Raw genomic sequence first — 23,889 nt, forward strand, 5'->3', positions numbered from 1 at the left:
TTATTTTGTATGTTGAGTCGCGCTAACAAGAGTCTTTGTTGGGTGTTCGGTTTTTTCAAGTGTAAGATATGTCGATTGTGGGCGGTTTTGTTTCGTGGTGCCGGCTAGTCATCGATCTTTCCATAGCTGCTGGTGGCAGGCGTCCAACCGAAGTATTGCCGATAGGCTCGGGTGAAGTTGCTGACGTGCCGGTATCCAACGGCATGGGAAGCCACCTTGACAGGTACCCCTTCATGCTCGATGAGCCGTTTTGCTTCGGTAAGTCTTTGGTGTCTTATGTAATCGCTGATGGAGCGGTTGAGCAGCAAGGTGAATAACTCATTTATTCGATGTTTGCTGATTCCGAATTTTTTGGAAATGCTGGCTGCATTAAGCCCTTTTGTCAGATTGTTGTTGATGTGTTCGCAAGCCGATTCACATATCTTTTTCTCCCACTCTGAAGGCGTTTCGATACCCATTGAGATGTCGCCCACGGTATCGGCGTAGTCACTCATAAGGCTTGAGAGGTAGCATCTGGCAAGGCCTTCCCGATGCAGGTCCATCGTGGGGTGAGGTTCCTCAGATGCGAGGAGGAAGAGATCCGCTGCCCATCGTCTCGTGGCCTTTCCAAGGGGAAGGAGGGTGATCAGGTTTCTCCCCTTCGTCTTCAGGAAAGGGGCGAGCAATGTACGAATATCATCGGCTGTCAGCAAAGGGCTATCAAAGGAAATGGAGACGCCAACATGCCTGACGATCTGGTTGCCCGGGAAGTGGATGCGCGTCCCTTTCTCACCGATGCGATACAGGAGTGAGTGCTCTGTACTATGCATTTGAAAGTCGCCGGAAGGCATGCTGAGGGCTGCTCTCCCGGAGAGCAGTACCTGGCTGCAAAGGAGGTTATCGAGTTTGTCCAAGTCTGAGAACGTCTCGACGACGCAATCCTTCAGTACCCGATATTCCGAATAGTATACGGTGATACCTTGTGCGAGCGGGGCGATCAGCATGCATCCCGAGCCGGCCCCCTGGGGGAGGGGGAACTCTTGCCCGATAAAGTCCCACTGCGCAAGAAGGTCGGTGTCGCCAGTCCCTGGTGTCGAGTTGTCCATCAGTATTCTTTGTATTCTGGGAAGTGACCAGTAGCGTAATGCAAGCCGGGTGAAGGGGCCATGCCAGACGGGCGGGGCCTCGGCCGATGCAGGTGTGTCCCACAGGTGCGCCTTGGCATCCTCGACGTTGCCGAGGCAGGGGCGAGGCTCAGTAGCGTCGTACGTCAGAAGGGCCGACCCTCGCGGGTCGGCCCTTCTGCGTGTCATGGGCGGGTGCCGGCGGCGCGACGCGCTTCAGCCGGCCTCGGTCGCTTGCCGTTCTGCCAGCCGCGCCACGGCCTGGCGAGCCAGCGGCGTCAGGCCGCTGTCGGGCCCGTCGAGGCTGGCGACGATGCGCTGCTTCATCGGCCTGGCCCAGAACTTCTCCAGGTGGGTGCAGACGCCTTCCACGGTGTCGGCGGTCTCGCGGCCGCCGCTCAGGTTGGCGGCGATCTGGTTGACCATGTGCACCAGCGTCTGGCCTTGATCGTGCGACATACGCGACTCCTCAACCGTGAGCCCGCACCGGCGCCGTGTCGGTGGGGCGATGATAGACCAGGTGACGGCCGGGGCGGGCGAAGCCCACCAGCAGCAGGCCGGCCTCGCGGGCCTGCTCCACCGCCAGCGCGGTGGCCGCCGAGACGGCCACCAGGGCGCCGATGCCCGCGCTGGCGCTCTTGTGCACCATCTCGTAGCTGGCCCGGCTCGACACCAGGGCGAACCCGTCCTCGCCTGGCCCGCCCTCGCGGGCCAGGGCGCCGATCAGCTTGTCCAGGGCGTTGTGGCGGCCCACGTCCTCGCGCACCCCTTGGATGCGGCCCTCGGCATCGCACCAGGCCGCGGCGTGACTGGCCCCGGTGGCCGCCTGCAGCGCCTGATGCTCGGCCAGCTCCCCGAGGGCGCGCTGAATGGCGGTGTCGGTCAGCGCCGGCGCCCGCACCTGTGGGATGGGGCGGATCGCCTGGTCCAGGGATTCGGTGCCGCACAGCCCGCAGCCGGTGCGTCCGGCGAGGCTGCGGCGGCGTTCCTTGAGCTCCGCCTGGCGCTGGCTGGCGATCGTCAGCTGCACCGCGAGCCCCCGAGTATCTTCCTGCACCTCCAGGTCGTAGCACTCGTGGGGGTGCGCGAGGATGCCCTCGGTGAGGCTGAAGCCCAGGGCGAAGTCCTCGAGATCGGTGGGGCTGGCCATCATCACCGCGTGGGAGATGCCGTTGTAGACCAGCGCCACCGGTACTTCGAGGGCCAGGGCGTCCTCGGCGTCGTCGCGATACCAGCCCGACGCGCCACGGTGCTCCTCGACGCGATGATGCGCCACGGGGAGAGCCGCGCTTGCTGCCGGGCGACGGTTCATGATGCCGCCTCCCGGGCCGTGGCCAGGTATTCGCGCTGCTGGCGGTCGACTTCGTCGAAGCGGCGCTGCCATTCGGAGGGCCGGCTGACCTTCTCCACCTGCACCGCGGTCACCTTGTACTCGGGGCAGTTGGTGGCCCAGTCGGAGCTGTCGGTGGTGATCACGTTGGCGCCGCTACCCGGGTGGTGGAAGGTGGTGTAGACCACGCCGGGCTGCATGCGCTCGCTGAGCCGCGCGCGCAGTACCGTCTGGCCCGCCCGGCTGGTGATGCCCAGCCAGTCGCCGTCGGTGATGCCGCGTACCTCGGCGTCGGAGGGATGCAGCTCGATCACGTCCTCGTCGTGCCACACCTGGTTGTCGGTGCGTCGGGTCTGGGCGCCGACGTTGTACTGGGAGAGGATCCGCCCGGTGGTCAGCAGCAGCGGGAAGCGACGGTTGGCACGCTCCTCGGTGGCCACGTACTCGGTGATCGCGAAGCGGCCGCGGCCGATCGGGAAGTCGACCTCGTGCATGGTCGGGGTGCCGTCGGGATGCTCGGCATTGCAGGGCCATTGGAGACTGCCGCGCTCGTCGAGCCTGGCGTAGCTGACGCCGGCGAAGGTCGGCGTCAGCCGGGCGATCTCGTCCATGATCTCGGACGGATGCGTGTAGTCCATCGGATAGCCCAGCGCGCGGGCCAGGTCGATGGTGACTTCCCAGTCGGCCTTGCCGGCCAGCGGCGGCATCACCTTGCGCACGCGGTTGATGCGCCGCTCGGCGTTGGTGAAGGTGCCGTCCTTCTCCAGGAAGCTCGAGCCCGGCAGCAGCACGTGGGCATACTTGGCGGTCTCGTTGAGGAAGATGTCCTGGACGATCAGGCACTCCAGCGAGGACAGCGCCGCTTCCACGTGCTGGGTGTTGGGATCGGACTGGGCGATGTCCTCGCCCTGCACGTAGAGCGCCTTGAAGGTGCCCTCGATGGCGGCGTCGAACATGTTGGGGATGCGCAGCCCCGGCTCGTCGTCGAGCTTGACCCCCCAGGCATCCTCGAAGCGGCCGCGGGCCGCGACGTCGGCGACGTGCTGGTAGCCCGGCAGCTCATGGGGGAAGGAGCCCATGTCGCAGGAGCCCTGTACGTTGTTCTGGCCGCGCAGCGGGTTCACGCCCACGCCCTCGCGGCCGATGTTGCCGGTGGCCAGCGCCAGGTTGGCGATGCCCATCACCATGGTCGAGCCCTGGCTGTGCTCGGTGACGCCCAGGCCATAGTAGATGGCGCCGTTGCCGGCGGTGGCGTAGGTGCGCGCGGCGCGGCGCACGGCCTCGGCGGCCACGCCGGTGATCGCCTCGCTGGCCTCCGGGGAGTGGCGCTGCTCGGCAATGAAGTCACGCCAGGCGCGATACGCCTCGGTGTCGCAGCGCTTGGCGATGAAGTCGTGGTCCTCGAGGCCTTCGGTGACCACCACGTGGGCCAGGGCGTTGACCAGCGCCACGTTGGTGCCCGGGCGCAGCGGCAGGTGCTGGGCGTCCTCGAGGTGCGGCGTCTTGAGCAGGTCGATGCGCCGCGGGTCGGCGACGATCAGCGAGGCGCCCTGGCGCAGACGCCTGCGCATCAGCGAACCGAACACTGGGTGGGCGTCGGTGGGGTTGGCGCCGATCACGATGATGGCGTCGGCCTGCATCACCGAGTCGAAGGTCTGGGTGCCGGCGGACTCGCCCAGGGTGGTCTTCAGTCCGTAGCCGGTAGGCGAGTGGCAGACCCGGGCGCAGGTGTCGGTGTTGTTGTTGCCGAAGGCGGCGCGGATCAGCTTCTGCACCAAGTAGGTCTCCTCGTTGGTGCAGCGCGAGGAGGTGATGCCGCCGATGCTCTCGCGGCCGTGCTCGGCCTGGATCGTCGTGAGGCGCTCGGCGGCGAAGGCGATCGCCTCCTCCCAGCCGACCGGGCGCCAGGGCTGATCGATAGAATCGCGGATCTTCGGCGTGGTGATGCGGTCGGGATGGGTCGCGTAGCCGAAGGCGAAGCGGCCCTTGACGCAGGAGTGGCCGTGGTTCGCGTCGCCGCCCTTGTAGGGCACCATGCGCACCAGCAGGTCGCCCTTCATCTGGGCCTCGAAGGAGCAGCCCACGCCGCAGTAGGCGCAGGTAGTGACCACGCTGTGCTCGGGCTGGCCGGCGTCGATGACGCTCTTCTCCATCAGCGTCGAGGTCGGACAGGCCTGGACGCAGGCGCCGCAGGACACGCACTCGGAGTCCATGAAGGCCTCCGCTTGTCCCGCCGCGACTTTCGAATCGAACCCTCTACCGTCGATGGTCAGCGCGAAGGTGCCCTGCACCTCCTCGCAGGCCCGCACGCAGCGTGAGCAGACGATGCACTTGCTGGGGTCGAAGCTGAAGTAGGGGTTGGAGTGGTCGGTCTCGGCGGCCAGGTGGTTCTCGCCCTCGAAGCCGTAACGCACCTCGCGCAGGCCCACCGCGCCGGCCATGTCCTGCAGCTCGCAGTCGCCGTTGGCCGGACAGGTCAGGCAGTCCAGCGGGTGGTCGGAGATGTACAGCTCCATGATGTTGCGGCGCAGCCGGGCCAGGCGCTCGTTCTGGGTGGTGACCTTCATGCCCTCGGCCACCGGGGTGGTGCAGGCCGCCGGCGTGCCGCGTTTGCCCTCGACCTGGACGGCGCACAGTCGGCAGGAGCCGAAGGCTTCTAGGCTGTCGGTGGCGCACAGCTTGGGGATGTTGATGTCGGCGAGGGCCGCGGCGCGCAGCACTGAGGTGCCCGCCGGCACGGTGATCTCGACGCCGTCGATCTCGACTCTTACTGGGGTGGCGCCTGCGGCCGGGGAGGGCGGCGGCGTTCCCAGGTCCTTGGCGAGGTCCCTGTCGTGCTGGCGGGGATCGAAGTGCTGAATCATGAGCGGTCTCCTTCCGGCGCGCGCTGGAAGTCGTCGGGGAAGTGTTTCAGGGCGCTTCGCACCGGGAAGGGCGTCATGCCGCCCATGGCGCACAGCGAACCGTCTTCCATGGTCTCGCACAGCTCGCCGAGCAGCGCGAGGTTGGCCTCGCGGTCACGGCCTGCCCGTATGCGGTCGATGACCTCCACGCCGCGGGTCGAGCCGATGCGGCAGGGCGTGCACTTGCCGCAGGACTCCACCTTGCAGAACTCCATCGAGAAGCGCGCCTGCTCGGCCATGTCGACGGCTTCGTCGAACATCACCACGCCGCCGTGGCCGACGCCGGCGCCGACCTCGGCGAAGGTCTCGTAGTCCAGCGGCAGGTCCCACTGGCTCTCGGGCAGGTAGGCACACAGCGGGCCGCCGACCTGCACCGCGCGCAGCGGACGGCCGCTGGCGGTACCGCCACCGAAGTCTTCCATCAGGGTGCGCAGGGTGGTGCCGAAGGAAAGCTCCACCAGGCCGCCGCGCTTGACGTTGCCGGCCAGCTGCAGCGCCAGGGTGCCGCGGGAGCGGCCCATGCCGTGGTTGGCGTAGGCCTCGGCGCCCTCGGCGAGGATGAAGGGCACGGCGGCCAGCGACAGCACGTTGTTGACCACGGTGGGGCGGCCGAACAGCCCCTCGATGGCCGGCAGCGGCGGCTTGAAGCGCACCAGGCCGCGCTTGCCCTCGAGGCTCTCCAGCAGCGAGGTCTCCTCGCCGCAGATATAGGCGCCGGCGCCCAGGCGCACCTCCAGGTGGAAGGCGCGGCCGCTGCCGCGGAGATCGTCGCCCAGATAGCCGGCGGCTTCGGCGCGGGCGATGGCGGCGTCGAGGATCTGCTTGGCCAGCGGGTACTCGGAGCGCAGGTAGATGTAGCCCTGGGTGGCGCCCACCGCGAGCCCGGCGATGGTCATGCCCTCGATCAGCATGTAGGGATCGCACTCCATCGCCAGGCGATCGGCGAAGGTGCCGGAGTCGCCCTCGTCGGCGTTGCAGACGATGTACTTCTGGTCCGCCTCGGTATCGAGCACCGTCTGCCACTTGATGCCGGTGGGGAAGGCCGCCCCGCCGCGGCCGCGCAGGCCGGAGGCCTTGACCTCCTCGACGATGTCCTGGGGCTCGCGGACGAGCGCCGCCTCCAGGCCGCGGAAGCCGTCGAGGGCCAGGTAGTCGGCGATCGACAGCGGGTCGGTGACGCCGATGCGGGCGAAGGTCAGGCGCTGCTGGCGGGCGAGATACGGAATCGCCTCGGTGAGGCCCAGGGCCAGCGGGTGGGTGTCGCGGCCTTCGAGCAGGCCGGCATCGAGCAGTGCCGGCACGTCGCCGGGCGTCACGGGGCCGTAGGCGACGCGGCCGGTCGGGGTCTCGACCTCGACCAGCGGCTCCAGCCAGGCCAGGCCGCGGGAGCCGTTGCGCACGATCGTCAGATCGAGGCCTCGGCTCGCGGCCTCGCGCTCCAGGCGCCCGGCCACGGCGTCGGCGCCCAGCGAGAGGGCGGTGGTGTCGCGGGGGACGAAGACGCGGACGCTCATCCGATCACCTCCAGGGGCTGGGTGCGCAGCTCGTCGACCAGGGCATCGAAGGCCTCGGGGGTGATCCGGCCCCGGACCTCGTCATCGACGCGAATCGAGGGGCCGCAGGCGCAGTTGCCCAGGCAGTAGACCGCCTCCAGGGTGATGTCGTGATCCACGGTGGTCTGGTGAAAGTCGACGCCGAGGCTGGCCTTGGCGTGGGCTTCCAGGGCGCGCGCGCCCACCGACTGGCAGGCCTCGGCGCGGCACACCTGCACCAGGTGGCGACCCGGCGGTGAGGTCCGGAAGTGGTGGTAGAAGCCGATCACGCCGTGCACTTCGGCGCGGGTCTGGCCCAGCGACTCGGCGATGATCGGCACCGCTCCCTCGGGCACGAAGCCGAGCCGGTCCTGGACGGCGTGCAGGATCGGCAGCAGGGCGCCGGGCTTGTGCTTCAGGGCGTCGATCTCGGCCTGGATCGCCTGGGGCGTCCACTCACGGGAATCGCTCATCGAGTCCCCCTGGTTCGTTATCGTTCTGGCTGGTTATGCACGCTTGTTCATATGTTGAAGAGGGCGTGCGTCACGGTCTGAATAAAGCTAGCATTGGTGCCCCGATGGCAAAATATGAAACTTTCTTCACATGAAGCGTATCCGCATCACGCCGGCCTGGTACTTCAGCGACGAGGCCGGCAACCAGCTCGACCCCAAGCTGTTCGGCCTGCTCGAGGCGGTGCACCGGCACGGCAAGCTCACCCGGGCCGCCGAGACCGTCGGCATCTCCTATCGCCATGCCTGGAACCTGCTCAACAAGTGGGGGGAATTCTTCGGCATCGCGCTGGTCGAGCTGGAGCGGGGCCGCGGGGCGCGGCTCTCGCCGCTGGGCGAGAAGCTGCTGTGGGCCGAACAGCGGGTGATCGCCCGGCTCGGCCCCCAGTTGGAGAGCCTGGGCTCCGAGCTCAACCTGGCCATCCAGCAGACCCTGGAAGGCGTGCGGCCGGTGCTGAGGCTGCATGCCAGCCATGGCTACGCCGTCGAGCGGCTGCCGGAACACCTCGACGAGCTGCGCCTCGACCTGCAGTACTGCAGCCCGCGCGAGGCCCTGGCGACGCTGCATCGCGGCGCCTGTGACCTGGCCGGCTTCCACCTGCCCCACGGCGAGGTCGGCCGGCGGGTGAGCCGGGCGTACCGGGATCTGCTCAAGCCCCGGAGCTATCGCGTGTTGCGTTTCATCACCCGTCGCCAGGGGTTGATGGTGGCGCCGGGCAATCCGCTGGGAATCTCGGGGCTCGCCGATCTCGCCCAGGGGGAGGCGCGCTTTATCAACCGCCAGGCGGCGTCGGGGACCCGGGCGCTGCTGGACGGGTTGCTCGCCGGTGCCGGGCTCTCGACGAAGCGGATTCGTGGCTACGAGCTGGAGGAATACACCCATTCGGCGGTGGCGGCCTATGTCGCCGCGGGGATGGCGGATGCGGGCTTCGGCGTGGAGGCGGCGGCGCGGCGCTTCGGCCTCGACTTCGTGCCGCTGGCGCTGGAGGACTATCTGCTGGTCTGCCACCGGCGCAGCCTGGCCGAGCCGAAGCTCAAGTCGCTGTGCCGGGTGCTGGCCGGCGAGGCCTTCCAGGCGGCGGTGGCCGAGCTGCCGGGCTATACGCCGGATCGCTGCGGCGAGGTGGAGGGGGTCGAGACGCTGCTGCCCGACTCGTAAGAAAACACTGATTTATTGCTGCGCTCGATATCCTGGCCGCCTGCGATGCCGGGGCGCCGGTCCGATCGGAATCCTCATTACACTCCGGATGACTCGGAACCTCCGGTTCCTCACCCCTTCGGGGCCATCCTTCGGATGTTTGTCGCTTCGCTCGGTTCTGCGCTTCGGCGGCGATCAGCCTATCGCCGCTCGCTTCATAAATCAGCGCTTTCTTAACCTGGCAATCAAGGCGCTTATCCTGATTTCCTTACTTCCCCGTGCCGCGATTGATTCGGAATAACGGCTTGCCGGGGCAATAAAAAAGCGCGGCGCCGGGGCGCCGCGCAACGGGAGAGACGAGGCTCTGCTGCTGGCTCAGGTCAGGGCATAGCCCAGCGCCAGGAAACCGGCGGCGGTGACCAGGGCGCCCAGCAGCGCGTAGGGGAACTGGGTCAGGCCGTGCTGCATCGGCAAACAGCCGCTGCCCTGGGAGGACAGCACCGAGGAGTCGGAGAAGAAGCAGGCGTGGCTGCCGAAGCTCGAGGCCGACAGCAGGGCGCCCACCACCAGCGGCATCGGCGCGTCCATGTGCTGGGCCATGGGCACCACGATGGGGATCGAGATCACGAACACGCCCCAGGAGGAACCGGTGGCGAACACCACCACGGCCATGGAGACGAACACCAGGGCGGGCAGCAGCGCCGGCGTCAGGTAGGGGCCGAGGGCATCGATCATGAACGGGGTCATGCCGAGCTGGTCGTTGACCTCGCGCAGCACGAAGCCCACGGCGACGATGGCCAGCGGCAGCATCATGGTGCGAAAGCCGTCCATGATGCCGTCCATCAGGCTGGCGAAGGTCGCCAGGCGCTGGACGAGATAGAGCACCAGGGTGAACAGGGTGGCGACCATCACGCCCTTGAGCAGGTCGATCTCGAAGTAGGCGCTGGCGCCGATCAGCACCGCCATGGGCGCTACGAAGTTGAACACGCCGCGCCACGGCGACTGGGTGGGCGTCGTGTCGTCCAGCGCCGCATCCGGGGCGCCGTCGGGGATCGGCTGGCCGGCTCGGGCGCGAGCTTCGGCGGCCTTCATCGGGCCCAGGTCGGGCAGCTTGCCGCTGGCCACCAGCAGCACCAGGCCCATGGCCACCCAGCCGTAGAGCATGAAGGGGATCGAGGCGATGTAGAGGCCCATGCCCGGGCCCTCGGTGGCGCCGTTGGTCTCCAGCAGCTCGGCGAAGTACACCGCCCAGGTGGAGATCGGCACCAGGATGCAGATCGGTGCCGCGGTCGAGTCGACGATGTAGGCCAGCTTCTCGCGGGACACGCCGAAGCGGTCGGTGAGGCGCTTCATGGCCGCCGAGGTGGCCAGGGCGTTGAGGTAGTCGTCGATGAAGATCAGCACGCCCAGCGCCACGGTGCTGAGCATCGACTGGCGACGGGTCTTGACCAGCCGGGTCATGAAGTGGCTGAAGCTCAGGGTACAGCCGGACTTCTCGAGCATGGCGATGAAGCCGCCCATCAGGCCGCAGACCAGGATCAGCCAGGCGATGGTCTCGTTCATCATCACCGCAAGCGAGATGTCGGCCAGCTCGCCGACGAAGTCTTCCGGCTGCAGCATGACCAGCCCGGACAGCGCGCCGATGGCCAGTGCCTCCAGGGTGCGATGGGTGGCGATGGCCACTACCAGCACGATCAGCGAGGGCACCAGGCTGGCCCAGCCGAAGTCGCTGCCCGGCTCGTGGGTCAGCGTCAGGACGCCGACCGTGGCCAGCACGGCGAGCACCAGCAGCAGGGTGCGGCCGGTGCCGTCGCGGGCCGGCAGCGAGGGCGAGAAGGGGTGGGGCGAGGATTGGGGAGCACTCATGGCGACCTCCGTTGGTGGTGTTGTGAGGTGCGGCCGGCCCGGGGGCCTTGGGGCATGGCTTGTTGTTGGCGGCCCCGGCGGGGCACGACGGGGCCCTGGGGCGGCCCAAGGGCCGCCCGCGGTCAATGTGATTCAGTCGGCTGTGCCGGGGTCGCCGGGTCCCGGCCGTCCGTGGTCCGGTACGCAAGCGTCGGCGAGCGCCGAGCGCTTGGGTCGAGCGTCTAGACCTGGCGCAGGTACCAGTCGTACTCCAGCTTGCTCACCGCCTGCATGGCTTGGTCGCGCTCGGCGCGGCGGTTGGCGAGGAAGACGCGCAGGAACTCGGTCCCCAGGGCCTCGGTGAGGGCCTCGCTGTCTTCCAGCAGGGTCAGCGCCTGGCTCCAGCTGTTGGTCAGGCTGGGAGCGACCTGGTCGTAGGCGTTGCCGGTGATCGCCTCCGGGGGCGTCAACTGCTGGCGCAGCCCGTGGTCGATGGCCGCCAGCAGGGTCGCCACCAGCAGGTAGGGGTTGGCGTCGGCGCCGGCGACCCGATGCTCCAGGCGCCGCGCGATGTTGGGGCCGGAGGGGATGCGCACCGCCACAGAACGGTTGTCGAAGCCCCAGGTCGGCGCCATGGGCACGTAGAGTCCCGGCTGGAAGCGGCGGAAGGAGTTGAGGTTGGGGGCGAACAGCGCCATGGAGGCGGGCATCGTGTCCAGCAGCCCGGCCACCGCGTGCTTGAGCGCCGGGGTGCCCAGCGGGTCGCCGTCCTCGGCGGCGAAGACGTTGCGGCCGCTCTCGTCGAGCAGGCTGATATGCACATGGGTGCCGTTGCCGGCCTCGTCGCCGTAGGGCTTGGCCATGAAGGTGGCCTCGAAGCCGTGCTGCAGGGCGACGCCCTTGATCAGGCGCTTGAGCAGTACGGCGCTGTCACAGGCCTTCAGGGCGTCGTCGCAGTGGATCAGGTTGATCTCGAACTGTCCCGGGGCGCACTCCTTGAGGGCGGTGTCCAGCGGCAGGGCCTGGGCCTCGGCGGCGGCGTGGATGTCCTCGAGGAAGTCCGCGTACTCGTCGAGCTCGCTGATCGAATAGAGCTGGCTGTGGGTGGCGCGCTCGCCGCTGGCCGGTGAGCAGGGCGGCTGCGCCATGCCCAGGGCGTCCCGCGCACGGTCGACCAGGTAGAACTCCAGTTCCACCGCGATCACCGGATTGTGGCCGCCGCGCCGCAGGCGTTCGAGCACCCCGCCGAGTAGCTGGCGCGGATCGACGGGGTAGGGGCCTCCGTCGCTGTCTTCCATGGTCATCAGCAGCTGGGCCTGGCGGCCATTGCGCAGCCAGGGTGTCGCCATCAGGGTGCCCGGCACGGGACGGCAGACCCGGTCGCCGTCGCCGGTGTCCAGTCCCAGGCCGGTCGCTTCCACCGTGTTGCCGAGGATATCCAGGGCGAACACCGAGGCCGGCAGGTTGACGCCGTTCTCGTAGGCCTTTTCCAAGTTGTTGCGGGGGATGCGCTTGCCGCGCATCACACCATTGAGGTCGCTGATCAGCAGGTCGATGCTGGCGACATCGGGATGACGCGCCAGGAAATCACGGGCTTCGTCGACGGGGTGAGAGGGCATGATGACACCTGTTTCCTTCGGACGTTGGCATGGCTGACATCATTGAGGGTGTTCGTCTTTGTTGTCAAATTTTTTACGAAGTGGCGAGAGAAGGATGCCGGAAAGAGGAGGGTGATCTTCCTGCAAAGTCCATATAAAACATATAGTTGATATGGAATTTTTAGAGGCTTCGACTTTGGTGGGTTGGCAAGATAAACGAACCACGCTATGTTGAGCAAACCATAACAGCTTACCCGTCATGCCGTTCGAGGAGACTGCCATGCAGAGCCGACCCCTGGTGGGAGTGATCGCCTGTCGCCGCGAGGTGGAGGGCCATCCCGCCCACATGGTCACCGACAAGTACCTGAGTGCCCTGCGCGACTATGGGCTGGAGCCGGTGGTCCTGCCGGTCTGGGAGGATCTCGATGCCGCCGGCGTGACGCCGTTGCTGTCGCGGCTCGATGGCCTGGTGCTGACCGGCAGCTATACCAATGTCGAACCGAGCCGCTATGGCGCCGAGCGCGCCCCCGAGAACACCCGCGATGACCGTCACCGCGATGCCGCGGCCATGGCCTGGGTGCCGGCGGCGCTGGACCTCGGCCTGCCGCTGCTGGGGATCTGCCGGGGCTTTCAGGAGCTCAACGTGGCCTTCGGCGGCAGCCTCCACCAGGCGGTGCAGGCCGTGCCCGGCATGCTCGACCATCGCGAGCCGGCGGGCGAGCGATCGGCGCAGTACGCCCCGGCGCATGAGCTGTCGATCCGCCCCGGCGGTCGCCTGGCGGCGCTGTATCCCGAGTCCGTGTCGCGGGTCAATTCCCTGCACCAGCAGGGCATCGACCGTCTCGGCGAGGGGCTCACCGCCGAGGCCGTGGCGCCGGACGGGCTGGTCGAGGCCATCTCGGTGACCGACGCCCCGGGCTTCACCCTGGCCGTGCAGTGGCACCCCGAGTGGCAGCCCCGCGAACACCCGCTCTATGACGCCATCTTCCGCGGCTTCGCCGAGGCCTGTCGCGGCTGAGGCGCTTGCCGGATCATCGGGCCTCGCCATGATGATGCCGTGTACGACAAGGGCCCGCCATCAGGCGGGCCCTTGTCGTTGGGCGGGTGTCGTGGCTTGCACGACGATCGCCGGGCTCAGGCGCGCTGTTCCGCCTCGCGACGCGGCATCTCGGGAGCCCCCGCGGTGGCCCGTCGACCGAGGGCGAACAGGGTGGCGGCGAGTACCGCGGCGCCCCCGGCCAGGCCGATCCACCAGCTGATGCCATGGCCCACGGCGATGCTGCCGAAGACCAGGGCCACCGCGCCCACCAGCATGGCGTAGGGAAGCTGGGTGCGCACATGGTCGATCAGGTCGCAGCCGCTGGCCATGGCGGCGAGCAGGGTCGTCTCGGCCAGCGGCGAGCAGTGGTCGCCCCACACGGCACCGGCCAGCACCCCGGCCACCGAGGCATAGAGCAGCGGCATGCCCTCGGCGGTGCCGGCGAGCCCGTGATGGCCGAGTACCGCCCAGGCCAGAGGCACCACCAGCGGCATCATGATACCCATCACGCCCCAGGAGGAGCCGGTGGCGAAGGCGGTGAAGCCGGCCAGCACGAAGATCACCGCCGGCAGCCACTGGGGCGACAGGCTGTCGCCGAGCGCGGTGACCAGGAAGTCGCTGGTATGCAGGGCCTCGTTCACGTTGGCCAGCGCCCAGGCCATCATCAGGATGGTGATCGGCAGCAGCATCGACTTGACCCCCTCGAACCAGTAGTGAGCGGTCTCGGTCATGCTCATCAGTCGCTGGGCCTGGGTCATGATCACCGCCACCACGCAGGCGGATAGCGACCCCCACATCATGGCGCCGAAGGAATCTCCCTCGCCGAAGATGTCGCGCAGGTCGTGTTCGCCGCCACCCAGCGCCGCGAGGCCGGTGGCATAGATGCCGCCCAGGGTGATGGCCACCAGCACCAGCATCGGCACGATGGCGTTCAGGGCCCGGGTGGGGATGCCTTCCTTGGTGGGGATGTCGGCCTCCTCGACGATGGCCTCGCGGCTGGTCAGGCCGGCCCGCGCTCCCGGTTCGGAGAGGGCGCGTCGCTCGGCATGGAGCATCGGGCCGAAATCGCGTCCGGTCCAGGCCACCAGAAATACGAAGGCGAGTGCCAGCAGCGGATAGGCGTTGTAGGGGATGGCGTTCACGAAGACCGAATAAGCGGACTCCGACCAGCCCTCGATACCGGACATGGCCTCGCCGATCAGGCCGACCTGGAAGCCGATCCAGGTGGTGACGAGCATGATCGCCGACACCGGAGCGGCGGTGCTGTCCACCAGATAGGCGAGCTTGGCGCGCGAGATCCTCAGTCGGTCGGTGATGTGGCGCATGGTGTTGCCGACGATCAGGGCGTTGGCGTAATCATCGAAGAAGATCGCCAGGCCCAGCAGGGCGGTGGAGTTCTGGGCCTGGCGCCGCCCGCGGATGAGGCGGGCGATGCGTTCGGCGATGCCGCGGGTGCCGCCGTTGCGCGAGATGATCCCCACCATGCCGCCGATCAGCAGGCAGAACAGCACGATGGACATGTGGTCGCTGTCGCTGGCGGCCTCGAGCACATGGACATTGACCGAATCGCCGAAGGCGCCGAGCAGGGCGCCGGCGTTCATGCCGTGCAGAACCCAGCCGCCGAGCAGCAGGCCGGCGAACAGCGCGATGATGACCTGGCGAAAGGCCAGCGCCAGGGTGATGGCGGTCAGCGCCGGCAGCAGCGATAGCCAGGCGGGGAGGGCGTCGAGGCTCTGTTCGTCCAGCACTCGGCCGGTGTCATCCAGCAGGCGGAGGTTGGCCGTCCCCTCGGGGAGGGCCAGGGTCAGGGTGGCGGTGTCCGCGTCCGTTGGGCGCAGGGCGATGGGGCGTCCGTCGAGCTCGGCCCGAACGCGGTGCGGCCGCTCGAGGCCGACGACGGTGATCTCGGTGTCGACGCCCTCGAGGATCACGTCCGGCACCGACAGCGTCGGGGCGGCTTGGGCGGTCGAGGCGAATAGCCACAGCAGCAGCGGGAGCAGCAGGGCCCGGCACAGGCGGTGGAGTGGGAAGGTCATGGCGATGTCCCTGGGTTGTTGTTGGTGACAGGGTGGTGTCGGGCGCCGCGGAGGCTGGCCCTCACGTCAATGAAAGTGGGTCAGCGGTGTTGGGTGTGTCAATGTTTTTGTAGTTTTTATATAATAATGTAGATATTTTTATGTGGCGGTAATTTTTAAAATCAATGGGTTATGGAAAATCCGGGTGCGGATTTTCGAAAGGGGTTGGCAGGGCGAGGCAGAATCGATATGTTGAGTAAACAATAACACTCTGGTTTGGCGTTCTAATGGGAGGAAACGGCCATGACTCAGTCAGTCTCCGCGCGGTACCAGGAGTGCGATCGCGATCACCATCTTCACCCCTTCACCGATTTCAAGGCGCTGGGCGAGGAGGGCAGCCGCGTTGTCACCCACGCCGAGGGCGTCTACATCCATGACAGCGAGGGGCACCGGATCCTCGATGGCATGGCCGGGCTGTGGTGTGTGAATCTGGGTTACGGCCGCCGGGAGCTGGTGGAGGCGGCGACCACCCAGCTCGAGCAGCTGCCCTACTACAACACCTTCTTCAAGACCACTCATCCGCCGGCGCTGCGCCTGGCCGAGAAACTCAGCGAGCTCGCCCCGGCGCACCTCAATCGGGTCTTCTTCACCGGCTCGGGCTCCGAGGCCAACGATACGGTGCTGCGCATGGTGCGCCGCTACTGGGCGCTGAAGGGCCAGTCCGGCAAGCGCTGGATCATCGGTCGCGAGAACGGCTATCACGGTTCCACCGTGGCCGGCATGAGTCTCGGCGGCATGGCGCCCATGCACGGCCAGGGCGGGCCCTGCGTGCCCGAGATCGCCCACGTGGCGCAGCCCTATTGGTTTGGTGAAGGGCGGGGGCGCGACCTGTCGCCGGAGGCCTTCGGCCGCCGGTGCGCCGCGGCGCTGGAGGACAAGATCCTCGAGCTCGGCGAGGAGAACGTCGCCGCCTTCATCGCCGAGCCGGTGCAGGGGGCCGGTGGCGCCATCATGCCGCCGGAGAGCTATTGGCCGGCGGTCAAGGAAGTGCTGGCCAAGTATGACATCCTGCTGGTCGCCGACGAGGTGATCTGCGGCTTCGGCCGCCTCGGCGAATGGTTCGGTAGCCAGCATTTCGGCCTCGAGCCGGACCTGATGCCGATCGCCAAGGGGCTGTCGTCCGGCTACCTGCCGATCGGCGGTGTGCTGGTCGGCGATCGAGTGGCCGACACCCTGATTGAGGAGGGCGGCGAGTTCTTCCACGGTTTCACCTACTCGGGGCATCCCACCTGCGCCGCCGTGGCGCTCAGGAACCTGGAGCTGCTCGAGGCCGAGGGCGTGGTGGATCGCGTGCGCGATGACGTCGGTCCCTACCTGGCCCGACGCTGGGCCGAACTGGCCGAGCATCCCATCGTCGGCGAGGCGCGCTCGCTGGGCCTGATGGGGGCCCTGGAACTGGTCGCCGACAAGGCCTCCGGCACGCGTTTTGACAAGTCGCTGTCCGCCGGCAACCTGTGTCGCGACCTGTGCTTCGAGGCCGGATTGGTGATGCGCTCGGTGGGCGATACCATGATCATCTCGCCGCCCCTTGTGATCACCCGTGACGAGATCGACGAGCTGGTTCGCCTGGCCCGCCAGGCACTCGACGAGACCGCGCGGCGCCTGGCCGAGCATGTGGTGACCGACGCCGCCCCACGAGAGGAGATTCGCGCATGAGCCCCACCCCGACCACTCGCGACGACTGGCAGGCGCTGGCCGCCTCGCTGGTCGAGCGAGGCCTCGAGACCCGCGCCTATATCGACGACGCCTTCGTCGACGCCGCCGACGGTGCGACCCTGACCACGATCAATCCGGCCACCGGCGAGGCACTCGCCGAGGTGGCGAGCTGCGACGCCGCCGACGCCGAGCGCGCGGTGACCGTGGCCCGGGCCGCGTTCGAGGGCGGCGACTGGTCGCGCCTGGCCCCGGGTCAGCGCAAGGCCGTGCTGCTGCGGCTCGCCGCGCTGATGGAGGCCCACAAGCACGAGCTGGCGCTGCTCGACACCCTGGACATGGGCAAGCCCGTCTCCAGCTCGCTGGGCGACATGGCCGGCGCCATCGGCTGCCTGCGCCACCATGCCGAGTCCATCGACAAGCTCTACGGCGAGGTGGCGCCCACCGGCGACGATGCGCTGGGTCTGGTGCTGCGCGAGCCGCTGGGGGTGGTGGCCTCCATCGTGCCGTGGAACTTCCCGCTGATGATGACCGCCTGGAAGATCGCCCCGGCGCTCGCCGCCGGCAACAGCGTGATCTTGAAGCCCTCGGAGAAGTCGCCGCTGTCGGCGCTGCGCCTGGCCAGCCTGGCCCGCGAGGCCGGCCTGCCGCGGGGCGTGTTCCAGGTGCTGCCGGGCTTCGGCCACACCGTGGGCAAGGCCCTGGCGCTGTCGATGGACGTCGACTGCCTGGCCTTCACCGGCTCCACCGGGGTCGGCAAGCAGCTGATGCAGTACGCCGGCCAGTCGAACCTCAAGAAGGTGTTCCTGGAGTGCGGCGGCAAGAGCCCGAACCTGGTGTTCGCCGACTGCAAGGACCTCGACCGGGTGGCCGAGCACGCCGCCGGGGCGATCTTCCACAACCAGGGCGAGGTGTGCATCGCCGGCTCGCGGCTGCTGGTCGAGAACTCGATCCGCGAGGCCTTCGTGGAGAAGGTGCTGGCCGCCGCCGAGCGCATGCAGCCCGGCGACCCGCTGGACCCGGACAGCTTCATGGGCGCCATGGTCGACCAGGCCCAGCACGAGCGGGTGCTCGACTATATTCGCCGCGGCGTGGAGGAGGGCGCGACCCTGCGCGCCGGCGGCGAGGCCACCGCCATCGAGGGCAAGGGGCTGTTCATCCCGCCGACGGTGTTCGACGGCGTCACCGACGCCATGGCCATCGGCCGCGAGGAGATCTTCGGCCCGGTGCTGTCGGTGTTCGGCTTCGACGGCGAGGACGAGGCGGTGCGGCTGGCCAACGACAGCGACTACGGCCTGGCGGCCGGGCTGTGGAGCCAGGACATCGACCGCATCATGCGCGTCACGCGCCGGCTGCGCTCGGGGCAGGTGTTCGTCAACAACTGGGCGGACATGGATCAGACGGTGCCCTTCGGCGGCGTCAAGCAGTCGGGCAACGGCCGCGACAAGTCGCATCATTCGCTGGAGGAGTACTCCGATCTGAAGAGCGTATGGATGACGCTTCAGGTGTAAGGGGCAAGGAGCAAGATGCGAGGAGTTAGGCTTGAACTGAGCCGCTCGCGCGCGATAGCCAGAGGCCGGCCGCGGTTAACCGCGGCCGGCTTTTTCTCGCGCCTGGGGGCGGTCAGGACACGGTTTCCTTGGCGGCGCGGCGTTTGGCGACCGACTCGCCGGCGACGCCGAAGTCCTGGATCGCCACGTCGGAGAGCAGGATACGCACGCTCTCCGGCGTGCAGTCGATGGACTCGACGCAGGCGGCGGTGACCTTCTCGATCAGCGCTTCCTTCTGCTCGTCGCTGCGGCCTTCGATCAGCTGGATGTTGACGATCGGCATGGGGTCTCCTCGAACATGTGGAAAATGTTTCCAGATATTCCCATTGGCGACGAGGGCTGTCAAAGCGAGATGTCGTCAACGAGGCGCGTTGGCGAGGCGGGGTTGGGCCGGCCCGTGGCACTGGCTCGGCGCGGCCCGGGTGTGTTGTCAGAAGCTGCGGGCCGGTGTGGCGCAGCTGACCAGCCGGCAGGCGGCCTCGCCGACGTTGCGGAAGCGGTGGGGGACGTTGGTGTCGAAGTAGTAGGCCTCGCCGGCGCCGAGCACGCGGGTCTCGGCGCCGATGGTGATCTCGATCTCGCCTTCCAGCACCACGCCGGCTTCCTCGCCCTGGTGGGCGATCATCTCGCGGCCGGTGTCGGCGCCGGAGGGATAGGTCTCGACCATGAAGTTGAGTGCCCGGGCGGCGCGATTGCCGCCCACCAGCTTGTAGATGACGTCGCCGGTGCCTACGTCGGCCAGCTCGTCGGCCGAATAGAACACCTGGTCGCGGCTCTCCAGATCCATGGTGAAGAAGTCGCCGACGCTCATGGGAATGGCGTCGAGGATCTTCTTCAGCGAGCTCACCGAGGGGCTGACCTTGCCCTGCTCGATCAGCGACAGGCTGGAGTGGGTGACGCCGCAGCGCTTGGCCAGCTCGCGCTGGGAGATGCCCCTCAGGTTACGCAGGGCGCGCAGTCGCGCGCCGACATCTTCTGCCATGGGTCGTCCTCTGAAGTCGACGGGGTGGGCCGGTGAGGCCCGACCGATGTGCTCAGCACAGGGCGTCGAGCTTTTCCTTGAGCAATGCATTGACCTGCTGGGGGTTGGCGGTGCCGCGGGAGGCCTTCATCACCTGGCCGACGAAGTAGCCGATCATCTTGCCGCGCTTGTCGGGCTCGGCGTCGCGATACTGGGCCACCTGGGCCGGGCTGTCGGCGATGACCTGATCGATCATGGCCTCGATGGCGCCGGTGTCGGTAACCTGCTTCAGGCCCTTGGCGTCGATGATGGCATCGGCGCTATTGCTTTCGCCCCCGCCCTCGCCGTGCCACAGCGCCTGGAACACCTGCTTGGCGGCCTTGCCGTTGATGGTGTCGTCTATCACTCGGATGATCAGGCCGCCGAGCTGGTCGGCCGAGACCGGGCTGTCGGCGATGGCCAGGCCCTCGCGATTCAGGGCGCCGGACAGCTCGCCCTGGACCCAGTTGGCGGCCAGCTTGGCGTCACCGCAGACCTGGTGGACGCGCTCGAAGTACTCCGCCATGGGGCGGCTCGCCGAGAGCACGCCGGCGTCGTAGGCCGACAGGCCGAGGGCGTCCTGGAAGCGCTCGCGCTTGGCGGCGGGCAGTTCCGGCAGGTTGTCGCGCAGGTGGTCGACGTAGGCCTGGTCGAGCACCACCGGCAGCAGGTCGGGGCAGGGGAAGTAACGGTAGTCGTTGGCCTCCTCCTTGGTGCGCATGCTGCGAGTCTCGTCGGCCTCGGGGTCGAAGAGGCGGGTCTCCTGGGCCACCTCGCCGCCGTCCTCGATCAGCTCGATCTGGCGCTCCACCTCGAACTCGATGGCGCGCTCGACGAAGCGGAAGGAGTTGACGTTCTTGATCTCGGCGCGGGTGCCGAAGGCCTCCTGGCCCTTGGGGCGCACCGAGACGTTGACGTCGCAGCGCATCGAGCCCTCGGCCATGTTGCCGTCGGAAATCCCCAGGTAGGTCACGATGGAGTGGATCGCCTTGAGGTAGGCCGCGGCCTCCTTGGCGCTGCGCATGTCGGGCTCGGAGACGATCTCCAGCAGCGGCGTGCCGGCGCGGTTGAGGTCGATGCCGGTCATGCCGTGGAAGTCTTCATGGAGCGACTTGCCGGCGTCCTCCTCGAGGTGGGCGTGGTGCACGCGGATGGTCTTGCGTTCGCCGTCGTCGAGCAGGATCTCGACTTCGCCCGGGCCGACGATGGGATCGTACATCTGGCTGGTCTGGTAGCCCTTGGGCAGGTCCGGGTAGAAGTAGTTCTTGCGGTCGAACACCGAGACCTCGGGGATCTCGGCGTGGATGCCGAGTCCGAATTCCACGGCCATGGCCACCGCCTGCTCGTTGAGCACCGGCAGCACGCCCGGCAGGCCCAGGTCCACGGCGCAGGCCTGGGTGTTGGGCTCGGCGCCGAAGGCCGTGGAGGCGCCGGAGAAGATCTTGGAGCGGGTGGCGAGCTGGACGTGGACCTCCAGCCCGATCACGGTTTCCCATTGCATCAGGCGGTCTCCTCGGCAAGGTCAGGACGGCGCAGGTGCCAGTCGGTGGCCTGCTGGAACTGGTGGGCGACGTTGAGCAGCTGGGCCTCGGCGAAGTGGGTGCCCAGGATCTGCAGGCCCACCGGGCGGCCGCCGGCGAAGCCGGCCGGCACGCTGATACCGGGGATGCCCGCCAGGTTGACGGCGATGGTGTAGATGTCCTGCAGGTACATCGACACCGGGTCCTTGTTGGCGCCCAGGTCGAAGGCCGGGGTCGGCGAGGCCGGGCCCATCAGCACGTCGACCTCCTCGAAGGCGTCGAGGAAGTCCTGGCGGATCAGCCGGCGGACCTTCTGTGCCTGCTTGTAGTAGGCATCGAAGAAGCCCTCGGAGAGGGTATGGGTCCCGATCAGGATGCGCCGCTTGACCTCCTCGCCGAAGCCCTCGCCCCGCGAGCGCTTGTAGAGGTCGATGAGGTCGCTCGGGTTCTCGCAGCGGTGGCCGAAGCGCACGCCGTCATAGCGTGACAGGTTGGAGGAGGCCTCGGCCGGGGCGATGACGTAATAGGCCGGAATCGCGTAGTGGGTGTGCGGCAGGCTGACCTCGCGCACCGTGGCACCCAGGGATTCGTAGACCTTGATCGCCTCGCGCACCGCGCCTTCGACCTCGGCGGACAGGCCGTCGCCGAAGTACTCCCTGGGCAGGCCGATCTTGAGGCCGGACAGCGGGGCCGCGAGACCCTCGGCGTAGTCCGGCACGCCGCGCGCCACGCTGGTGGAGTCGCGCAGGTCGTGGCCGGCGATGGCGCCGAGCAGCAGCGCGCAGTCCTCGGCGGTGCGTGCCATGGGGCCGGCCTGGTCGAGGCTTGAGGCGTAGGCCACCATGCCGTAGCGGGAGACGCGGCCGTAGGTGGGCTTCAGGCCGGTGATGCCGCAGAAGGACGCCGGCTGGCGGATCGAGCCGCCGGTGTCGGTGCCCAGCGCGGCCGGCACCAGGCCCGCGGCCACCGCGGCGGCGCTGCCGCCGGAGCTGCCGCCGGGCACGGCGGCGAGGTCCCAGGGGTTCTTCACCGGCCCGTAGTGGCTGTTCTCGTTGGACGAGCCCATGGCGAACTCGTCCATGTTGGTCTTGCCGAGGCTCAGGGTGCCGGCGGCCTTGAGCCTCTCGACCACGGTGGCATCAAAGGGGGCGGCGAAGTTGTCGAGCATCCGCGAACCGCAGCTGGTCTTGACGCCCTGGGTGCAGAAGATGTCCTTCAGCGCCAGCGGCAGGCCGCTCAGCGGGCCGGCCTCGCCGCGGGCACGGGCGGCGTCGGCGCGATCCGCCGCTTCCAGGGCGGCATCGCCCGTGACGGTGATGAAGCTGTTGAGGGCGCCGTCGTGGCGTTCGATGCGCGCGAGCAGGTGCTGGGTGAGCTCGCGACTGGAGAACTCGCCGGCGGCCAGGGCGGCAGCGAGTTCGGTCAGTGTCTGGTCGTGCATGGGCCCAGGGCTCCGTGATGACATGCCATTGACGAAGGAGGACGCGGTCATTCGACGACCCGCGGCACCAGGTAGAGGCCGTTCTCCACCGCCGGCGCGCAGCGCTGGAAGGTCTCGCGCTGGTCGGCCTCGGTGACCTCGTCGGCGCGCAGGCGCTGGGTGGCGTCCAGCGGGTGGGCCAGGGGCGCGACGCCCTCGGTGTCGAGGGACTGCAGTTGATCGACCATCTCCAGGATGCGGCCCAGGTCGTCGAGATAGCGGTCGGCCTCGCCTTCATCCAGGCCGAGTCGGGCGAGGTGGGCGGCCCTGAGAACGTCTGCGTGTTCAAGCGCCATGATCGGGTGTCCTCGAAAGGGTGGAGAAAAGACCGCAGAAGGTACCACATTCGCGACCCGGCGGGCAGGGGCCGGCGGCCTGGCGCTTGCCGCCCGGGGGGTGCAGTGATACGGTTTGCCCCCGCACAGGGTTCCCGGTCTGCACTAGAGTAACGACTTCATGTTCAAACGTTTGAGGGGGCTGTTTTCCAGCGATCTGTCGATCGACCTGGGGACGGCCAATACGCTGATCTATGTCCGCGGGCGCGGCATCGTGCTCGATGAGCCGTCGGTGGTGGCCATCCGCCAGTCCGGCAACATGCGCAGCGTGGCCGCGGTGGGTGCCGACGCCAAGCGCATGCTGGGCCGCACCCCCGGCAACATCACCGCCATCCGGCCGATGAAGGACGGCGTCATCGCCGACTTCACCGTGACCGAGCAGATGCTGCAGTACTTCATCCGCAAGGTGCATCAGAGCACCTTCCTGACGCCCAGCCCCAGGGTGCTGGTCTGCGTGCCCTGCATGTCGACCCAGGTGGAGCGACGGGCCATCAAGGAGTCCGCCGAGGGCGCCGGGGCGCGCGAGGTGTTCCTGATCGAAGAGCCCATGGCGGCGGCCATCGGCGCCGGCCTGCCGGTCGAGGAGGCCCAGGGCTCCATGGTCGTCGACATCGGCGGCGGCACCAGCGAGATCGCCATCATCTCGCTCAATGGCGTGGTCTACTCCGAGTCCATCCGCGTCGGCGGCGACCGCTTCGATGAGGCGATCATCGCCTACGTGCGTCGCCACTACGGCAGCCTGATCGGCGAGTCCACCGCCGAGCGCATCAAGGAAGAGATCGGTTGCGCCTACCCCGGCGGCGAGCTGCGCGAGATCGACGTGCGCGGCCGCAACCTGGCCGAGGGCATCCCGCGCAGCTTCACCCTGAACTCCCACGAGATCCTCGACGCCCTCCAGGAGACCCTGGGGTCCATCGTCGCCGCGGTGAAGAGCGCCCTGGAGCAGTCGCCCCCCGAGCTGGCCTCCGATATCGCCGAGCGCGGCCTGGTGTTGACCGGCGGCGGCGCGCTGCTGCGCGATCTCGACAAACTGATCGCCGAGGAGACCGGGCTGCCGGTGGTGGTCGCCGAAGATCCGCTGACCTGCGTGGCCCGCGGCGGCGGCAAGGCGCTGGAGATGATCGACCAGCACACCTTCGAGCTGCTCTCCAGCGACTAGGGGAAGCCCCCCTGATTCGTTGCTGCGCTCGATGCCCCCTGGGGCGCGGGGACGCGCGCAGGTTCGTCGGGGGTGCGCCTGGCGACCCTGGGCGTTCCCGCCTCTCGTCGCACGCGACAT

19 protein-coding genes are annotated in these 23,889 nt (G+C 68.1%); 5 read left to right on the plus strand and 14 right to left on the minus strand.

Annotated features, from left to right (window positions below):
- Positions 1-104: 104 nt before the first annotated feature.
- The 6 genes from ACXAFN_RS13660 to ACXAFN_RS13685 all read right to left on the minus strand — a co-directional run bounded on the left by ACXAFN_RS13660 (position 105) and on the right by ACXAFN_RS13685 (position 7,341).
- Entirely contained in the window at positions 105-1,085 is a 981-nt protein-coding gene (locus ACXAFN_RS13660) for a helix-turn-helix transcriptional regulator (RefSeq protein WP_474989368.1), read from the minus strand.
- A 234-nt stretch (positions 1,086-1,319) separates the two neighbouring features.
- Complete coding sequence (locus ACXAFN_RS13665; RefSeq protein WP_474989370.1) at positions 1,320-1,562, minus strand: formate dehydrogenase subunit delta; 243 nt, start codon at positions 1,560-1,562, stop codon at positions 1,320-1,322.
- A gap of 10 nt (positions 1,563-1,572) precedes the next feature.
- Positions 1,573-2,415 carry a formate dehydrogenase accessory sulfurtransferase FdhD gene (fdhD, locus tag ACXAFN_RS13670; protein WP_474989372.1) on the minus strand — a complete coding sequence of 281 codons (843 nt, stop codon included), beginning with the start codon at positions 2,413-2,415 and terminating at the stop codon, positions 1,573-1,575.
- On the minus strand, positions 2,412-5,297 hold the full coding sequence (gene fdhF, locus ACXAFN_RS13675) for a formate dehydrogenase subunit alpha (RefSeq protein WP_474989374.1): 2,886 nt from the start codon (positions 5,295-5,297) through the stop codon (positions 2,412-2,414). The genes fdhD and fdhF overlap by 4 nt, the downstream gene beginning before the upstream one ends.
- Positions 5,294-6,850, minus strand: a complete 1,557-nt coding sequence (locus ACXAFN_RS13680; RefSeq protein ID WP_474989376.1) for a formate dehydrogenase beta subunit — start codon at positions 6,848-6,850, stop codon at positions 5,294-5,296. The genes fdhF and ACXAFN_RS13680 overlap by 4 nt, the downstream gene beginning before the upstream one ends.
- Entirely contained in the window at positions 6,847-7,341 is a 495-nt protein-coding gene (locus ACXAFN_RS13685) for a formate dehydrogenase subunit gamma (RefSeq protein ID WP_474989378.1), read from the minus strand. The genes ACXAFN_RS13680 and ACXAFN_RS13685 overlap by 4 nt, the downstream gene beginning before the upstream one ends.
- 130 nt (positions 7,342-7,471) lie before the next feature.
- Here ACXAFN_RS13685 and ACXAFN_RS13690 point away from each other — a divergent pair, with 130 nt between their 5' ends.
- Positions 7,472-8,536, plus strand: a complete 1,065-nt coding sequence (locus tag ACXAFN_RS13690) for a substrate-binding domain-containing protein (protein ID WP_474989380.1) — start codon at positions 7,472-7,474, stop codon at positions 8,534-8,536.
- Positions 8,537-8,890: 354 nt separating this feature from the next.
- Here the strand turns inward: ACXAFN_RS13690 and ACXAFN_RS13695 are convergent, their stop codons facing one another.
- Positions 8,891-10,381 carry a Na+/H+ antiporter NhaC family protein gene (locus ACXAFN_RS13695; RefSeq protein ID WP_474989382.1) on the minus strand — a complete coding sequence of 497 codons (1,491 nt, stop codon included), beginning with the start codon at positions 10,379-10,381 and terminating at the stop codon, positions 8,891-8,893.
- A gap of 221 nt (positions 10,382-10,602) precedes the next feature.
- Entirely contained in the window at positions 10,603-11,979 is a 1,377-nt protein-coding gene (locus tag ACXAFN_RS13700; RefSeq protein ID WP_474989384.1) for a glutamine synthetase family protein, read from the minus strand.
- A gap of 259 nt (positions 11,980-12,238) precedes the next feature.
- On the opposite strand from ACXAFN_RS13700, the gene ACXAFN_RS13705 reads away from it, so the two are divergent.
- Positions 12,239-12,976 carry a gamma-glutamyl-gamma-aminobutyrate hydrolase family protein gene (locus ACXAFN_RS13705; protein WP_474989386.1) on the plus strand — a complete coding sequence of 246 codons (738 nt, stop codon included), beginning with the start codon at positions 12,239-12,241 and terminating at the stop codon, positions 12,974-12,976.
- A 116-nt stretch (positions 12,977-13,092) separates the two neighbouring features.
- On the opposite strand, the gene ACXAFN_RS13710 is transcribed toward ACXAFN_RS13705, so the two are convergent.
- Complete coding sequence (locus ACXAFN_RS13710; protein WP_474989388.1) at positions 13,093-15,033, minus strand: Na+/H+ antiporter NhaC family protein; 1,941 nt, start codon at positions 15,031-15,033, stop codon at positions 13,093-13,095.
- A gap of 282 nt (positions 15,034-15,315) precedes the next feature.
- Here ACXAFN_RS13710 and ACXAFN_RS13715 point away from each other — a divergent pair, with 282 nt between their 5' ends.
- Both ACXAFN_RS13715 and ACXAFN_RS13720 read left to right on the plus strand, forming a co-directional pair.
- Complete coding sequence (locus ACXAFN_RS13715; protein ID WP_474989390.1) at positions 15,316-16,728, plus strand: aspartate aminotransferase family protein; 1,413 nt, start codon at positions 15,316-15,318, stop codon at positions 16,726-16,728.
- Positions 16,725-18,236: an aldehyde dehydrogenase gene (locus ACXAFN_RS13720; RefSeq protein ID WP_474989392.1), complete on the plus strand. Its 1,512-nt coding sequence runs from the start codon at positions 16,725-16,727 to the stop codon at positions 18,234-18,236. The genes ACXAFN_RS13715 and ACXAFN_RS13720 overlap by 4 nt, the downstream gene beginning before the upstream one ends.
- A 112-nt stretch (positions 18,237-18,348) precedes the next feature.
- On the opposite strand, the gene ACXAFN_RS13725 is transcribed toward ACXAFN_RS13720, so the two are convergent.
- The 5 genes from ACXAFN_RS13725 to gatC all read right to left on the minus strand — a co-directional run bounded on the left by ACXAFN_RS13725 (position 18,349) and on the right by gatC (position 22,571).
- Entirely contained in the window at positions 18,349-18,558 is a 210-nt protein-coding gene (locus ACXAFN_RS13725) for a 2-hydroxymuconate tautomerase (protein ID WP_474989394.1), read from the minus strand.
- 147 nt (positions 18,559-18,705) lie between these two features.
- A complete protein-coding gene (locus ACXAFN_RS13730) occupies positions 18,706-19,257 on the minus strand; it encodes a cupin domain-containing protein (RefSeq protein WP_474989396.1) in 552 nt (183 codons plus the stop codon).
- A 52-nt stretch (positions 19,258-19,309) separates the two neighbouring features.
- Complete coding sequence (gene gatB / locus ACXAFN_RS13735; protein ID WP_474989398.1) at positions 19,310-20,776, minus strand: Asp-tRNA(Asn)/Glu-tRNA(Gln) amidotransferase subunit GatB; 1,467 nt, start codon at positions 20,774-20,776, stop codon at positions 19,310-19,312.
- Positions 20,776-22,236, minus strand: a complete 1,461-nt coding sequence (gene gatA / locus ACXAFN_RS13740) for an Asp-tRNA(Asn)/Glu-tRNA(Gln) amidotransferase subunit GatA (protein WP_474989400.1) — start codon at positions 22,234-22,236, stop codon at positions 20,776-20,778. Before gatA ends, gatB begins: the two co-directional genes overlap by 1 nt.
- A gap of 47 nt (positions 22,237-22,283) precedes the next feature.
- Entirely contained in the window at positions 22,284-22,571 is a 288-nt protein-coding gene (gene gatC, locus ACXAFN_RS13745; RefSeq protein WP_474989402.1) for an Asp-tRNA(Asn)/Glu-tRNA(Gln) amidotransferase subunit GatC, read from the minus strand.
- A gap of 160 nt (positions 22,572-22,731) precedes the next feature.
- Here gatC and ACXAFN_RS13750 point away from each other — a divergent pair, with 160 nt between their 5' ends.
- Complete coding sequence (locus ACXAFN_RS13750) at positions 22,732-23,769, plus strand: rod shape-determining protein (protein WP_016854442.1); 1,038 nt, start codon at positions 22,732-22,734, stop codon at positions 23,767-23,769.
- Positions 23,770-23,889 lie beyond the last annotated feature (120 nt).

The organism is Halomonas sp. ABH4_019, assembly GCF_056159885.1.